The organism is Domibacillus indicus (genome assembly GCF_000970685.1).
Taxonomy (GTDB): domain Bacteria; phylum Bacillota; class Bacilli; order Bacillales; family Domibacillaceae; genus Domibacillus; species Domibacillus indicus.
In genome coordinates this window covers 11,826-26,778 of sequence record NZ_LAJB01000008.1, presented here as the reverse complement: position 1 = coordinate 26,778, position 14,953 = coordinate 11,826, and the positions used below count along the sequence as shown (strand labels likewise).

The following is a 14,953-nucleotide window of genomic DNA, read 5'->3' as shown; positions in this document are numbered from 1 at the left end:
TTTTCCATGCGGGGAAAAGAACTGTTTTTTTGTTTGAACTGGCCAGCTGGGCTATTTTGTTATGCAAGTTAGTTGACGAAAGAATTTTATCAATGCTATTGTGTTATACAAGATAGCTGTTGGAAATGTGGTGGAATTATGGCATCGTCCAGTCAAATGTTAAAAGGTATATTAGAAGGCTGTCTGCTCGCGGTTATCGAAAAAGGTGAAACGTATGGCTATGAAATGATTGAACGCCTTGAAGAATACGGCTTTCATATGGTAAGTGAAGGAAGCATCTACCCGGTTCTTATCCGAATGCAAAAGGAAGGGCTGGTGGAGACGGTTATGAAAAAGTCTCCAAGCGGACCAAAACGGAAGTACTATACACTTACGGAAAAAGGGATAAAAGAGCTGGCGGAGTTTAAAGAAAAATGGCTGGAGCTTTCATCGGCTATGAACCGGTTATTTTAATCAGGGAGGGATTGGTGTGCTGTCCGAAAAAAGTGAGCAGTTTATTCATAACCTGCGTCTTTATTTAATCACTTCAGGGAAAAAGGATAAGGAAGTAGAGGATATTACAGCAGAACTGAGTGATCATTTAGCCGAAGCGGAAAAAAGAGGGAAAGATATTCATGAAATAACAGGCGGATCGCCGGAGGCTTACATGGAATCGATTAAGGATGAGCTTGAAACAGACTACAAAGGATTGTTAAAAAGCCTGCCGGTGTTTTTTATTGGAGTGCTGGCATATTTTATTATGGGCCCGGCTGTCCGTGGCGGCTTCTCTGTGAACATTGTTCAGCTGACCGGTTTTCCGGTTGTGGTTCTGGTCGGACTGGCCATTTACATTGTCTTTCTTCAAAATGCCGGCAAAAAGCAATATTCTGACCAGAAAATGTTCGTATATGCCATGATCTCCTATTTTGTTTTGACGGCTCTCTTTGTGGCAATTATGCTCGGGGGAAATGTTCTGGCGCCGCCCATTTATACGGCAGGGCCGCTTGCGAACAATATCATTGCCGCCTTGTGCGCCATTGCTTTTATTGGACTGGCGGTCTGGAGCAAAACCTGGTTTACAATAGTCATCCCGCTCATTTTATTTGGCCCGTCTTTAGTAATGGCACGCATGGAGCTGACAGAGGAAACGATTTTATATGGGAGTGCTGCTGTAACAATAATTGCTTGTCTGGCGATTATGATCTGGCCGCTTTTAATGAAAGCAAAAAAACAATCAGAAAACTAAAGCTCAATTTTTCGTACTTGTCTTTTCTTAAAACGAGCTTTCTTTATTATTTGGAAAATTGTAAGGAACGGCTATATGGCTGCACAAAGAAACAAACCCGCCTGAATGAAAATTCAGGCGGGTTTTTCGTTATCCATGCACTTGTTCGAGCTGATGCAGCTTTTTGTCCAAAAGAAAATTGCCAAATGGAATAAATGCCACTACAACAGAAAGAATCGGCCAGATCAGATTCCAGCGTGTTTTCAATGTTACATAGGCAATGATCACACAATAGGTAATAAACAGAGCTCCGTGAATAGAGCCAACAATGCGGACGGCCTCTGGTATGCCAAACCAGTATTTCAGCGGCATTGCGATAAATAAAAGAACAAGCAAAGAAATTCCTTCAAAATAACCGGCAAACCGCAGCTTGCCCACAGTTGTTTTTAACATAGGTTCCTCCAGTGCTGGAAATATCATTTCTTTAAAGATAGCGGATACACAAATAAATTTCATCCTTTTTCGCCGCTGTTCACCAGATTGTCAGTGTTTGGCCTGGAATGAATAGCCGGATAAGGCGGACGGCAAACCGAAAGAAGAACTATTCGGACGTTCCAGCCAATTACCCGGCTCTTTTCATTCATTTATTTTTGTTTTTATTAGACGCATTGAATTCAATACTACGATGAAGATGGAGCATGCATCAGCGAATACTGCCGCCAGCTAAGGCGTCAGCAACCTCGGAATAACGAGCAGAAAAGCAAAAAGCTGTCGGACAAAAGCAAAAGCTATATTTTGCTGAATGATCTGGAGGGTTTTCCGGCTGAGAGTGATCGTGGGCAGCTTTTTCAGATCATCCGCCATTAAAGCTGCCTCTTAATGCCTTAAATGAAAGCTCAACTCCATTAACCTCTTCGATTTTCGGCTGAACGAGGCTGACGACATTTTTATTAAAGCAAGCGGTTTTACAGTCATTATGATATATCATTCAAATGGTTGTTTGAATGTGTATTTTTAGTGTATGATGAAAGTGAAATAATGTCAATCACACAAACAAATCATTGTTTGAATATAAATAAAGAAAAAGGAGTGAATGAAATGGGACATTCGCATGATCATCATCATGGAAGCAGTAATAAGTCAGCGTTGAAATGGGCTTTTTTCTTGGTCAGTGGTTTTATGATTGTGGAAGTGATTGGCGGTATTTTAACAAACAGCCTGGCACTGCTGTCTGATGCAGGGCATATGCTGAGTGATGCTGCAGCGCTTGGCCTCAGCTATGCGGCGATAACATTTGGACAAAGAGCAGCGTCCAGTAAAAAAACATACGGCTATAAGCGCTTTGAAATTTTAGCGGCATTTATTAATGGAATTACCTTAATTGCTATTTCAGCGTATATCTTTTTCGAAGCATACCAGCGGCTTATCAACCCCCCGGAAGTTGCCAGTACGGGAATGCTCATTATTTCAACTATCGGTTTAATTGTAAATATTGCGGCGGCTTTTATTTTAATGAAAGGGGACAAGGACGAAAACCTGAATGTGAGAAGCGCCTTTCTTCATGTTTTAGGTGATCTGCTTGGATCAGTAGGTGCTATTTTGGCCGCATTGCTGATTTTGTTTTTTGGCTGGGGAGCAGCAGATACAATCGCAAGCATCCTTGTAGCTCTATTAATTATGATCAGCGGATATCGGGTAACAAAAGATTCTATTCACATACTGATGGAGGGAGTGCCTTCTAACATTGACGCTGAAAAGGTAAAAGAAAAACTTCTTTCAGTAGCAGAAATTCAAAATGTTCATGATCTGCATATCTGGTCTATTACATCTGATTTTCCTGCCATCAGCTGCCACTTAGTTGTGAAAGAAGGAGAAGATAACCAGAGTGTTCTTGCCAAAGCGAAAAAACTGCTGCATGATGAATTCGAACTGCATCATGTAACCATTCAAATTGAAAAAGAAGGAGCCGCAGAGTGCGAAACATGTAATTAAAAGATATGAACAAACAGAGAACGGTTCTGTGTCTGCCCATGTTTTTAGCAGACCGTTTATGGAAAAAATAAAAAAGCAGGCATAACGTTTTAATACATTAGGGGGGTATGGTAGTATAATGATAGGGGAGGGGTATGTGAGAACAGTCTGAATGAGTGGTTTGTGACGATTTCATAAGAACAAAAAAATCGGAAGGGATGCGTTTAAAATGGAACAAACGAAATTAAATGTACAGGGAATGTCATGCGAGCATTGCGTAAAAGCAATTGAAGGAAGCGTCGGTAAACTGGACGGCGTTCAATCAGTAACTGTTCATTTACAGGACAATCAAGTGGATGTCCAATATGATGGCGCAAAAGTAACGCTTGACCAGATTAAAGAAACGATCGACGATCAGGGCTATGATGTTGTTTAAAAAAACGTGCTGAAAGCAGCACGTTTCTTTTTTATCTCAAAGTCCTCGAAGGCTTAGTTAAACCGGGACAGAACGGGGGCGTGCAGCCTTGTACCACTGAAAACAAAAAATGGTGATGAGCACAAGGTCAATGGCATCTCCGCCGTAATACATAAGCATGCTGCCTGTTTCTGCCTGTGAAGCGGACACATGGCGGGGCGGGTGCGCGTACAGGTACTTGGATAAAATACCGTGGCCGGCAAGTGCAAAAACGAGTACAGCAGCCCGGTACTGAAAAGTTCTGCGGTGCGGCACTGGATCGATGTAGAGAATGGAAGCTGTAAACAAGCAGCCGGCTAAAAAAACATGCAGGTGAATCAAAAGATAAAGAAAAAGATTTTGATGCATCGCTGCGTAAAGGCCTGTCGTATAAAGAAGCCAGAGGCCGCCTATATTGAAAACGGCAGCTGTGGCCGGGTCGCCTATAAACCGTACAGGCCCGCTTTTCAATATCCCGACAAGCAAGCGGGCACTGCCGGTGCGGAGCGTCCGGAAAAGCAGCGTCATTGGTGCTGACAAAACAAGCAGAAGCGGAGCCAGCATGCCGAGAAGCAGGTGGCCGGCCATATGAGCAGTAAAATGGGTATGCGCTTTTTCAGCCAGAGGGCCGGCAATCGCTCCTATAGCGCATACGATTCCGCCTGTCCAAAGAACGGACCGATAAACAGGCCACTTTTTATAAAACCGGCTCGAATAAAGAGAAGCCCAGATATAAAAAATCAGGGCAAGGCAAAAAAGGGCTGCTAGTAAAAATGAAGCTGTGTCTCCTGCTGAATGATGCAGATGTTCACTGCTCATATGACGCCTCTTTTCCTGTCCGATACAAGACAATGGCTCCAATTAGGAGAAGAACAACCGCGCTCATATTCCAGATAAGATCATACACTAAAATATTTTCGACATAGCGAATCTGGTGAATTTGCATTACCTTGTGCTGGACTGTTCCATCGTAAAGCTGAAATACACCGATCCCCAGCAGGGTGCCGCCGAGCCACCTTTTCAGCCAGAGAGCGTTCCGCCGCTGGAGGTCCGCAAATAAAAACAATCCGCCAACCGTTGCAAACCAGCTGAATGCATGGAAAAAGCCGTCAGAAACAAGACCCGCGCTCGTAGTGGATTTATCATAAAAATGGTGCCAATGAAGCAGCTGGTGAAAAACAGCTTCGTCAAAAAAAGCAGCAAATCCCACGCCAAATAAAAAGCCTGACCACATGTTGCGAGCACGGCACTGGCGTTGGCTGACGGCTTGTTTTCTTAAATCAGCCAGTGCAAACACCTCTTTTCCTGTTTAGTAATTAGTTATACTTCTGTTGTACCCACAACATGGCGTGGGCATTCCAATATGCGAAAATATTATTTTTGGTGCAAATGATCTTATTTCTTCGGATGAGAAAGAGAGAATGGTATAATGAAAATATTCTGAAAACCAAAAAGGATGAAAGAAATGGCTCTTATTCATTGTCAATTTTATTCTGAGGTATTACATTTGAGCACATCTATGACGGTTATTCTTCCGCAGCAAACATCTTCGCAAATTGGCATGCAAAACAAAAAAGCTGCTGCTAAGCATCAAACGCTTTATTTGCTTCATGGACTGAGCGATGATGACACCATCTGGACGCGGCGGACATCGATTGAACGCTACGTGGCGCCGCTTGGGCTGGCGGTCGTGATGCCGCAGGTGCACCATAGCTTTTACACAGACATGAAGCATGGAAATCGCTATTGGACTTTTTTAACGGAAGAACTGCCAGCACTAGCCCGTTCCTTTTTTCCATTGTCTGACGCATGGGAGGACAATTTTGTGGCAGGGCTTTCAATGGGCGGCTACGGAGCATTGAAATGGGCGCTTTCGTATCCTGAACACTTTAGCGCGGCGGCAAGTTTATCCGGTGTGACAGATATTGTTTCTGCAGCGAAAAACCCAATTCGCAGCGGTGTATTTGATCTTGTGTTTGGCGACGATCAAATCGCCGGCACTGATCATGATTTGTTTACACTCATCGAAAAACAGCCAAATACCCGCCAACGGCCGAAATTGTATCAGTGCTGCGGAACAGAAGATTTTTTGTACGAAGGCAATATTCGCTTTAAAGGCGCTTGTGAAAAAACGTCTTATGAATTAACAGCTGAGTTTGAACCAGGAGAGCACGAATGGGGCTATTGGGATCGAAAAATTCAAGATGTGCTCAACTGGCTGCCATTAAAAAAATAGTTTAATGGAGGAGTATTTATGTCAACGACACGAGTGCTGACCGGGATTTGGAGAAAGCATGAAGAAACAAAGGAAACTCCGAAGGACCCTGCATTAAAAACCCGCTATTACCGAAAAAGCAGAGAATCGCTCATTAATGACATCAAAAAGGTTATTCAGGATGGCAGGCTGGGCGGCTGGACAATTGCGAATGAAGACGTAGCGCGCGGTGAAGTTATGCTTGAAAAAGGCGCTTACGGCATGGTGATTACGATTTATAAGTTAACGCCAATGCGGTCGGCAATTGATGTATATTGTTCGAAAGATGGAACGCTGGGTGATTTCGGGAACAGCTACCGCTACATTCTTGAATTTTTTAAAGTGCTTCATATGGAAGCAGTGCCGGAATCATGAAAAAGGAAGCAGCCGGAAAGCAGACCGGCTGTTTTTTTTGTGCAGTATTGCACTTGAATTTAAATAGGCGCTACAATGAACAAAATTGAAATCAAAGAAAGAAGGAAGCAGGATGGCCACCATTTTAGACGTAGCGAAACGAGCCGGTTTATCGAAAACAACAGTGTCGCGCGTAATCAATAATCAGGCCCATGTATCAGAAGAAAAAAGGGCACTGGTACTGCAGGCCATGAAAGAGCTTGATTATCACCCGAATCCAGCTGCCAGAAGATTAAGAGGGCAGCTGACGATGACAATTGGGGTTGTGGTTCCAGCTGTTACCGACCCCTTTTTCGCTTCTCTAATTGCAGCTGTTGAGCAAACGGCGTATGAAAAGGGCTATAAAACGATGATATGCCAGAGCAGCGGAGATAAAGAAAAAGAACGGCTATTTTTAAATCTGCTTAAAACAAAGCAGGCGGACGGTATGATCATAGGCGCTTTAGAAAACGACTGGAAGGACGTTCAGCCGTTTACGAAGCACGGCCCGATCGTGCTGTGTAACGAAGATATTTCTGAGCCGTCTGTTCCGGTTATTAAGTTTGATCAATTGAGTGGAACATATACAGGGATTAAACATTTGATTCAACAAGGGCATCAAAAGATTGGTTATTGCACCGGCGCTCTTTTTGCTGAAAAAGGAAGAGACAAGGACCGCAACCAGGGCTACCAAAAAGCGATGGCAGAAGCAGGGCTTTCTATTAATCCTGCGTGGATCTTCGTTGATCGGCATACAGCCGAAGACGGAAAACAGCTGCTTACTCATGTTATGAATATGGAAGACCGGCCCACTGCTGTGTTTACGGGAAGTGATGATATTGCCGCCGGCATGATCACACAAGCAAACGAGCAGGGGGTCCGCGTTCCAGAGGATCTGGCGATTATGGGTTTTGGCAACCAGCCGGTAGCTCAGTGGATCACTCCGGCATTAACAACAATCCAGCAGCCTGCTGATGGTATGGGTCGAAAATCGACCCAGGTCATATTGGAACTTCTACACAATAACCAGGCAGGGATGGAGCCATACGAGCTGGCGAGTGACATTATTATCCGAAAATCTACTTAAATGCGGGATTTTTCCCCGCATTTTTTAAAAAGCATTGTGGGAACGATACCAATACTGATTTTACAAGGGTTATATTTTTAAAAATAGTTTATTCCAATTTATTGAAAAAAGGAGCGAAAAGACTGAAAAACAGCCTTTGGGAACGATACCAATCTGATTTTACGTATGCTCAAACTAATTATTGAAGCATAACGCAGGTTTTGGTTTGTTGGACTTTAAAAATACATGCCGTAGAGCTGGATATTCATTTTAAAAATTTCATTAGAGGCTAGTTTTATGCGAAGTGTATAGCAGTGTGCAGAAGAAAGAACAAAAATCAGTCTTTGAAGAAATATATTTTCACTAAAAAATAAGATATCGTAAAAGCAGGGAGAGGATCACAACATGTATTTAGATGAAAGAAGCGCTTCTTTGCTAAAACTGCTACAGCATTCTCCTATTTGGAAAATGAATGACTTAGAAGAAAAGACGGGATTAACACGCCGGCAGATCCAATACGGATTTGGAAAAATTAATGACTGGCTTTACTTCAATGGGCATGAGGGGATTCAATACAGCCGCAGGGTCGGTTATTCTTTGCCGGCGGGTCTCCAATTAAAAGCGCAGGAGATTCGATTTTCCAAAAAAGTATATGCATTCTCGGAAGAAGATCGAGAAAAAATTTATTATTTTATGATTTTACTGAGCAAGGCTCCTTTATCGGTTTACCATTTTCAATCATTGATGGGTGTTTCGAGAAATACCGTTCTATCAGATATTCAGCGTTTGAAAGAAAATGCCAGAGCTCATGGTCTTGAAATTTTGTACTCTAAGCAGGACGGTTATATCGCTAAAGGAACTGTTCGTCAAAAACGTTATGTGATTGAACGTCTTGTCCACGAAATGCTGCATCATATAAACAGTGAGATGGTTATTGAGTGTATCTGGGCAGATAAGGAAAAACAGATAAGTACTATTCGAAGCGAGCTTGAACAAATTGAGAAAAAAATGGGGATCACATTTACCGATGAACAGCTTCATGAATTTACGTACTGGTTTTTATGTACAGATCAGTTTATTGAAAAAGGAGAAATATTAGATCTGGAAGACAGCTGGAATCCTCTTTTATCTTCACGAGAATATGAAATAGTCAGCCAGCTGATCGAATCCCCGGCTTTTTATGGTGATTGGAATCAAACGGAGATTTTATATGCAGCACTTCATTTGCTTGGCATGAACCGCATAAGAGATTTTTCGCCTCTTCATGAGGATGAACAAATTCGTCCTCTGTTGAACGGTATTGTAGAGGAGTTCGAACGGCTCGCTTGCGTTCATTTGCATGATAAACAGCAGCTGTATAAACAATTGTATGTGCACTTTCGTCCGGCATACTTTCGAATGAAATATGGATTTTCTCAGACGAATCCTTTAACGAAACGGGTGCAGGATATATATCCAGAGCTTCATCATTTAACAAAAAAATCAATGCAGGTGCTGGAAAAAGAAATAAAAAGATCAATATCTGAAGACGAAATTGCCTATTTCACCATTCATTTTGGCGGCTGGCTTCGCAAACAGGGAACCGCGTTGGATGAGCGGAAAAAAGCAATTGTTGTATGTCCCAACGGCATAGGGATTAGCAATATTCTTATTTACACTTTGAGAGAGCTATTTCCTGATATTTTGTTTTTGGATGTACTGTCCGTTCGCAAAGCAGCGGAATATCCTCTTGCTGTTGACCTGGTTTTTTCGACGGTTCATTTACGGACATCATCCACACTGTTTGTAGTTCCGCCTATTTTATCAGCAGATGACAAACATAAGCTCAGACAGCAGGTCATGCAGGAGTTATACGGATATGCTTTACAGGAAATCGACCTTTCATCATTGCTGTCTATTATTTCGAAGTACGCGACTGTCCATGAAAGGGAGCAGCTGGAAAAAGCGCTGCAGGCCAACATGTACACGCATCAAGTAAATAAACATTCCTTAAAGGAGGTAAAAAAACCCGTGCTTGAAGAATTGCTCACAATACAGACGATTCAAATAAAACGAAGTGTGGTGGATTGGAAAGAAGGCATCCGTACTGCATCCCAACCTTTAGTTGACATTGGAACAATTGAAGAGCGGTACGTTGACGCAATGATTCAAGCGATTGACGTGAACGGCCCTTATGTGGTGATTACACCAAATGTGGCGATTCCACATGCCCGTCCTGAACAAGGGGTCCGTTCTTTATCTATGAGTCTTTTAAAGCTTGATGAGCCAGTTTCCTTTGCGCCGGATAAGCCGGTTCATCTGATCATCGTGTTAGCTGCTGTAGACAATGACACACATTTAAAAGCCCTTGTTCAATTAACGCAGCTGCTGGGTGAGCCGTCCAATATTGAAGAAATGATTAAAAGCTCGAAACCAGCTCAATTGATGGAGTACATTCATAAATATTCTAAGGAGGAAACAAAATGAAAATCATGGTCGTATGCGGAAATGGATTAGGAAGCAGCTTTATTATGGAGATGAATGTGAAAAAAGCGTTAACAGAGATGGGGAAAACAGCAGACGTTGATCATACTGATTTAGCTTCAGCTAAAACGGAACAAGCAGATATCTTTATCGGAGCAGCTGATATTGTCGGGCAGCTTAATGACGGAAGCCGAAAAATTGTTACGCTGGAAAACATGATGAGCATACCTGAAATCAAATCGAAATTAGAGCCGCTTTTAGGATAAGTAATGAGGAACTCGTATATATAAAGGGGGTTGAAAAGCATGTTAGACGTGATTATGAATGATATTTTAGGCACACCTTCCATTTTAGTGGGCCTATTCGCGCTTATCGGGTTATTGCTTCAGAAAAAATCAAGTGCGGATATTGTCTCAGGAACACTGAAAACGGTAATGGGATTTGTCATTATTGGAGCCGGGGCATCTGTTTTAACGGGAGCTTTAGATATATTTAGCAAAATGTTCGATCATGCATTTAATGTGCAGGGAGTCATTCCTAATAACGAAGCGATTGTAGCTGCCGCGCAAAGTGAATTTGGTACAGCTACAGCACTTATTATGGTTTTTGGAATGATCGTGAATATTCTATTAGCGAGATTCACACCTCTCAAATATATTTTCTTAACTGGGCATCATACACTTTTCATGGCTTGTTTAATTGCGGTTGCTTTGTCAGTGGGTGGTCTTAATGGACCTGCCCAAATCATAATTGGCTCTATTTTGCTTGGCTTATGTATGGTCATCTTTCCTGCTATGCTTCAGCCGTACGTTCGTCAAATAACAGGTAGTGACGATTTTGCGATCGGCCACTTCGGCACAATTGGGTATTTTGTGTCTGCGATGGTTGGAAAATGGGTGGGCAACAAAGAAAAAACGACTGAACAAATCAAAGTTCCGCAATCGTTAGGCTTTCTGCGTGATACTTCAGTTGCGGTTTCCTTGACGATGACAATCTTTTTTATTGCGGTCGCTTTATTTGCTGGTCAAAGTTATATCGAAACAGAGCTTTCAGGCGGATCGAATTTTATTGTCTTTTCTTTTATCCAGGCAATAACATTCGCTGCAGGTGTTTATATTATTCTTGCCGGCGTGCGTATGCTTATCGCAGAAATCGTACCGGCTTTTAAAGGAATTGCCGATAAACTGGCTCCAAATACAAAGCCGGCACTGGATTGTCCGACTGTTTTTCCTTTCGCGCCGAATGCCGTCATTATTGGATTTTTATTTAGTTTTTTAGCTGGACTCTTATCTATGTTTGTTCTCCCGGTTATTGGATTAAAAGTTATTGTTCCAGGCCTGGTTCCTCACTTCTTTACTGGAGCGGCCGCAGGCGTTTTCGGAAACATCACAGGAGGACGCCGTGGCGCAATGGCCGGTGCTTTTGCAAATGGAATTATTATCAGTTTCCTGCCGGCTGTTTTACTTGTTTTGCTTGGGGACATCGGGTTTGAAGGCACTACTTTTGGAGATTCAGATTTTGGCGTGGTTGGTATTTTAATTCTAAGTATCATGGAATTGTTGGGGCTAGCTTAACGAAGCTTAAAAGTGAAAATAATTTGTATTTGCCAGCAGCTTATGATGTTATAAACAGGTAAGCTGCTGGTTCTTTTATTTACATACCCTTTTTCAACGAGGTGATTCAACTATGTATAAAGCAATTGTTTTGGATTTGGACGGAACAACCTTAACGGAATTTAACACGGTGAACGATACACTGACCGATTATGTGGCAGAACTTCGGCAAAGCGGTATGCTCGTGTTTATTGCTACGGGCCGGACGTTAAAGGAAGCAAAGGATGTGCTGCCGCCAAGTTTTGAAGCAGACGGAATTGTGACGGCGAACGGGATGTCCGCTTTTGTAGGAGAAAAGCAAATCTCCAGTCATGCGCTTTCTGCTGAACTGGTGGAAGAGCTTGCAGGCAAAGCCAGTGAACAGGGGATTTATTATGAAATTCATCCGAGTGATGGGCCGAGGACGGCTTTAAAAACAGATCAGCCGTTTATGATAAAAGCTGCCACTGAGCCGAAGCCGCCAACCGTTCATGAAAATGAATGGCTGTCGCGCCAGGAAGCTGTTCAGTCTAAAATTTACTGGACCGATAAGCTGGAAACAAAGGATACTGTGAAAATTTACTTTTTCAGCCGGGAAGAGCAGGTGATGGAGGAGTGGAAAGCAGAATTGGAGCAGAAAAAAGAGAAAACGGCTTTTACGACTGCTTCTTCTACCAGCCATAATGTTGAAGTGACAGTAGAAGGAATCTCGAAAGCAACCGGCGTTGTTCAGCTGCTGGACCGGTTTCATTTGAAAAAGGAAGAGATCATGGCTATTGGTGACGGTGAAAATGATCTGCCTCTTTTTAAGCTGGCCGGCCGCTGCATCGCCATGAAAAACGCATCTGATTTTGTGAAAAGTCAGGCGGATGAAGTAACTGCTTTTTCATACAAGGAAGACGGGCTGTACAAGTTCTTAAAGAAAACCTTTGACTGAAAAGCCGGCCTTTACAAAAGGCTGCTTTTGAATTTGCAGAAATTATGATATGTTGCTTTTTCATTCTTTTCCTGCTTTATCCTGGAGATTTCGGTGTATAGTGAATGAAGAGGTGAGCGTTATGAGAGCAGGAAAGCAGATCGTTTCAGAAGAATACTGGCGGGCCATTGAACAATGTGACAAAGACTATGACGGTACATTTTTTTATGGAGTGAAAACGACAGGAATTTTCTGCCGTCCTTCATGCAAATCACGGCTGCCTAAAAAAGAAAATGTGCGCATTTTTAAAAATGCTTACAGCGCACTCGAAAACAATTTCCGCCCATGCAAGCGCTGCAAGCCAGACGAACTGCGGCTGCCGGCAGAAAACTGGATCCTCCAAATAACCCAATGGATTGATGCTCATTACGCAGAGCCTATTACACTTCAATCACTGGCCCGTGAATGGCATGGAAGTCCTTCTCATCTGCAGCGGTCATTCAAGCGGATAGCCGGCCTGTCGCCGGCTGAATATGTTCAAATGGCGAGGCTTAACCGGGCGTGCTGCCTGCTTCGATCGACTGGCCGCACGGTTTCAGATATCAGCCGGGAAATTGGATTTTTAAGCACTCCTTATTTTTCAGCTCTTTTTAAACGAATAACAGGCTGTACGCCTCTGCAATATCGAAAAAAAGCAGGTGAATCTTGATGGAAATGATCTGTTACTCGGCTGTAAAGCAAGATCACTGGCATCTTTACATTGCGAAAACAGAAAGAGGGCTTTGTTATGTCAGCTCGCCGGGTGCAACAATAGAAGAATTGGAAAGCAAAATAAAGAAGCACTATCCTGAGTCCATCTTGTACCGGAACGATGAAGCATTAAAGCCATACCGTGAGGAATTACAGGAATATCTGGAAGGAAAGAACCGGGAATTTACACTGCCTGTCGACATAAAAGGAACCGTGTTTCAAAAGCAGATTTGGGAGGCGCTTAAAAAAATCCCATATGGAGAAACATGGTCATACTCTGAGGTTGCAAAAGCAATTAACAGGCCGGCCGCAGTCAGGGCCGTTGGTGCTGCCATTGGCGCCAATCCGGTATTGGTGACAATTCCGTGCCACCGGGTTATTGGCAAAAATGGAGCCATAACAGGCTACAGGGGCGGGCTGGAATTAAAGCGCTATTTGCTTGAATTGGAATTAGAAGGAAATAAATAAAGCAAAAGCAGAGTCCGGGGATTTATGGATTCCGCTGTTTAAAAAGGCGGGCTCTTGTAAGAGCCCGTCTTTCATGCTGTTGAAATAAGCAACTGTCTACACCTTTTCCAGGTTACATTTAACCTATTTATGAACGTTCAGGTCTCCAGCACGATGGCTGGTTCGGTGTTCGCTTCAAAAAAGCGCAGCCGGCAGACCGCAGCCCCTAATACAGCTTTGAAAAGAAACTAGCCCGTCTCCAGCCCGCAAAAGAAAGATCATGTCGGCCCAAAAACAGACTATCTTCTTGACGACTCTCTTTTTCAACACTGTGAAAGGCGTGCCGGTTTAAGAAAGAAAAACAGCCCCGTAAATAAGAGAAGATAAGACCACAAGACCGGGGTGGACTTTTCTTTTTTCCATAAGCCAGTAGCTGCCGGCCGCCAAAATGATAATATGAATAATGCTTACATCAAAATATACATCTGCAAATGCTTGAAACGCCATGACGCCGAGCAGAACAGCAATCGTTGGCTTTACATAAGCAGTCATCCGCTTCACACGGGGAGAGGTCCGGTTTTTATACAAAATGCCCATCAGTGTGATCATTAAGATAAGAGACGGGGTAACCGTTGCAAGAACAGCGAGAAATGCGCCGAGCCATCCGCCTTCCTGGAATCCAATATAACCGCCCATTTTTGTCGCAATCGGGCCAGGCAGCGCATTGCCCATGGCAAATGCTTCGTTAAATTCCTGTACAGTCATCCAGCCGTAACGGTCCACCACTTCTTTTTGAATAAGCGGAATGGTTGCCGGACCGCCGCCATAGCCTAAAAGGTTGGTCATGAAAAAGACCCAAAAAATATGCAAATAAATCATGTAAGCCGTCCTTTCTTTTCACGGTTTGTTTCAGGCTTAAAGAAAGCAAATAGCAAAAGAGCTCCAATAATAACAGCGGGATGAATATGAAGGAATTCGATAAGAATAAGGGACAGCACAGTATGAAGGGCGACTGTTGCCCACTTTAGCCCCTTGACGGAGCTTTGCAGAAAATCTTTTGTTAAAACGGCAAGCATAACACCGACAACCGGCATAACACCTCTGGTCATTCCCTGCACCCAGGCCAGGTCTTTAAAAGCAGTTAAGGTCGTCAAAAGGATAATCATTAAAAGAATCGTTGGCAGCACTGTGGCTAAAATGGCATTGATGGTTCCTGGAATACCGCCGACTCGATAGCCAATATAACCGGCCATCTTGGTATTGATCGGGCCGGGAAGGGTGTTGCCGATAGCCAGCACATCTCCAAATTCTTCATTGTCCATCCATTTAAACCGCTCGACTACTTCCTTTTGAACGAGCGGAATCGTGGTAGGGCCGCCGCCATAGCCAAGCATGCTGCTGCGGAAAAAAGCGACAAAAATATCTCGCTGCTTCATTCAAAAC

The 14,953-nt window shown here is 43.2% G+C and carries 19 protein-coding genes; 13 read left to right on the top strand and 6 right to left on the bottom strand.

The annotated features are described in order from the left end of the window. Window positions 1-138: 138 nt before the first annotated feature. A complete protein-coding gene (locus tag VP98_RS11535; RefSeq protein WP_046175543.1) occupies window positions 139-453 on the top strand; it encodes a PadR family transcriptional regulator in 315 nt (104 codons plus the stop codon). Window positions 454-469: 16 nt separating this feature from the next. Beyond that, window positions 470-1,225 carry an HAAS domain-containing protein gene (locus tag VP98_RS11530; protein ID WP_046175542.1) on the top strand — a complete coding sequence of 252 codons (756 nt, stop codon included), beginning with the start codon at window positions 470-472 and terminating at the stop codon, window positions 1,223-1,225. A gap of 129 nt (window positions 1,226-1,354) precedes the next feature. Here VP98_RS11530 and VP98_RS11525 read toward each other — a convergent pair whose 3' ends face one another. Both VP98_RS11525 and VP98_RS18930 read right to left on the bottom strand, forming a co-directional pair. After that, window positions 1,355-1,657: a DUF3817 domain-containing protein gene (locus VP98_RS11525; RefSeq protein ID WP_046175541.1), complete on the bottom strand. Its 303-nt coding sequence runs from the start codon at window positions 1,655-1,657 to the stop codon at window positions 1,355-1,357. 270 nt (window positions 1,658-1,927) lie between these two features. Next, window positions 1,928-2,068 carry a hypothetical protein gene (locus VP98_RS18930; RefSeq protein WP_156151382.1) on the bottom strand — a complete coding sequence of 47 codons (141 nt, stop codon included), beginning with the start codon at window positions 2,066-2,068 and terminating at the stop codon, window positions 1,928-1,930. Window positions 2,069-2,302: 234 nt separating this feature from the next. On the opposite strand from VP98_RS18930, the gene VP98_RS11520 reads away from it, so the two are divergent. Beyond that, a complete protein-coding gene (locus VP98_RS11520) occupies window positions 2,303-3,196 on the top strand; it encodes a cation diffusion facilitator family transporter (RefSeq protein ID WP_046175540.1) in 894 nt (297 codons plus the stop codon). A gap of 208 nt (window positions 3,197-3,404) precedes the next feature. After that, window positions 3,405-3,611 (top strand): copper chaperone CopZ, encoded by a 207-nt coding sequence (gene copZ, locus VP98_RS11515; RefSeq protein WP_046175539.1) that lies wholly within the window; start codon window positions 3,405-3,407, stop codon window positions 3,609-3,611. A gap of 57 nt (window positions 3,612-3,668) precedes the next feature. Here the strand turns inward: copZ and VP98_RS11510 are convergent, their stop codons facing one another. Beyond that, window positions 3,669-4,448, bottom strand: a complete 780-nt coding sequence (locus tag VP98_RS11510) for a cytochrome c oxidase assembly protein (RefSeq protein ID WP_046175538.1) — start codon at window positions 4,446-4,448, stop codon at window positions 3,669-3,671. After that, window positions 4,438-4,863, bottom strand: a complete 426-nt coding sequence (locus VP98_RS11505) for a DUF2243 domain-containing protein (RefSeq protein WP_046175604.1) — start codon at window positions 4,861-4,863, stop codon at window positions 4,438-4,440. The genes VP98_RS11510 and VP98_RS11505 overlap by 11 nt, the downstream gene beginning before the upstream one ends. A 231-nt stretch (window positions 4,864-5,094) precedes the next feature. On the opposite strand from VP98_RS11505, the gene VP98_RS11500 reads away from it, so the two are divergent. The 9 genes from VP98_RS11500 to VP98_RS11460 all read left to right on the top strand — a co-directional run bounded on the left by VP98_RS11500 (window position 5,095) and on the right by VP98_RS11460 (window position 13,531). Then, on the top strand, window positions 5,095-5,865 hold the full coding sequence (locus VP98_RS11500) for an alpha/beta hydrolase (protein WP_046175537.1): 771 nt from the start codon (window positions 5,095-5,097) through the stop codon (window positions 5,863-5,865). An 18-nt stretch (window positions 5,866-5,883) separates the two neighbouring features. Continuing rightward, complete coding sequence (locus tag VP98_RS11495) at window positions 5,884-6,258, top strand: hypothetical protein (protein ID WP_046175536.1); 375 nt, start codon at window positions 5,884-5,886, stop codon at window positions 6,256-6,258. A 112-nt stretch (window positions 6,259-6,370) separates the two neighbouring features. After that, window positions 6,371-7,363 (top strand): LacI family DNA-binding transcriptional regulator, encoded by a 993-nt coding sequence (locus tag VP98_RS11490; RefSeq protein WP_046175535.1) that lies wholly within the window; start codon window positions 6,371-6,373, stop codon window positions 7,361-7,363. Window positions 7,364-7,747: 384 nt separating this feature from the next. Continuing rightward, complete coding sequence (locus tag VP98_RS11485) at window positions 7,748-9,808, top strand: BglG family transcription antiterminator (protein ID WP_046175534.1); 2,061 nt, start codon at window positions 7,748-7,750, stop codon at window positions 9,806-9,808. Further along, window positions 9,805-10,071, top strand: coding sequence for a PTS sugar transporter subunit IIB (locus tag VP98_RS11480; protein WP_046175533.1), 267 nt, complete (start codon window positions 9,805-9,807; stop codon window positions 10,069-10,071). Before VP98_RS11485 ends, VP98_RS11480 begins: the two co-directional genes overlap by 4 nt. Window positions 10,072-10,110: 39 nt before the next feature. Continuing rightward, complete coding sequence (locus tag VP98_RS11475) at window positions 10,111-11,379, top strand: PTS ascorbate transporter subunit IIC (RefSeq protein WP_046175532.1); 1,269 nt, start codon at window positions 10,111-10,113, stop codon at window positions 11,377-11,379. A 112-nt stretch (window positions 11,380-11,491) separates the two neighbouring features. Then, on the top strand, window positions 11,492-12,334 hold the full coding sequence (locus VP98_RS11470) for a Cof-type HAD-IIB family hydrolase (RefSeq protein ID WP_046175531.1): 843 nt from the start codon (window positions 11,492-11,494) through the stop codon (window positions 12,332-12,334). Between the two features lie 121 nt (window positions 12,335-12,455). Further along, window positions 12,456-13,022 (top strand): bifunctional transcriptional activator/DNA repair enzyme AdaA, encoded by a 567-nt coding sequence (locus VP98_RS11465; protein WP_046175530.1) that lies wholly within the window; start codon window positions 12,456-12,458, stop codon window positions 13,020-13,022. Next, complete coding sequence (locus tag VP98_RS11460; protein WP_046175529.1) at window positions 13,022-13,531, top strand: methylated-DNA--[protein]-cysteine S-methyltransferase; 510 nt, start codon at window positions 13,022-13,024, stop codon at window positions 13,529-13,531. Before VP98_RS11465 ends, VP98_RS11460 begins: the two co-directional genes overlap by 1 nt. A gap of 327 nt (window positions 13,532-13,858) precedes the next feature. Here the strand turns inward: VP98_RS11460 and VP98_RS11455 are convergent, their stop codons facing one another. Next, window positions 13,859-14,389 (bottom strand): chromate transporter, encoded by a 531-nt coding sequence (locus VP98_RS11455; RefSeq protein WP_046175528.1) that lies wholly within the window; start codon window positions 14,387-14,389, stop codon window positions 13,859-13,861. Further along, on the bottom strand, window positions 14,386-14,946 hold the full coding sequence (locus VP98_RS11450) for a chromate transporter (RefSeq protein WP_046175527.1): 561 nt from the start codon (window positions 14,944-14,946) through the stop codon (window positions 14,386-14,388). Before VP98_RS11450 ends, VP98_RS11455 begins: the two co-directional genes overlap by 4 nt. Window positions 14,947-14,953: the final 7 nt, after the last annotated feature.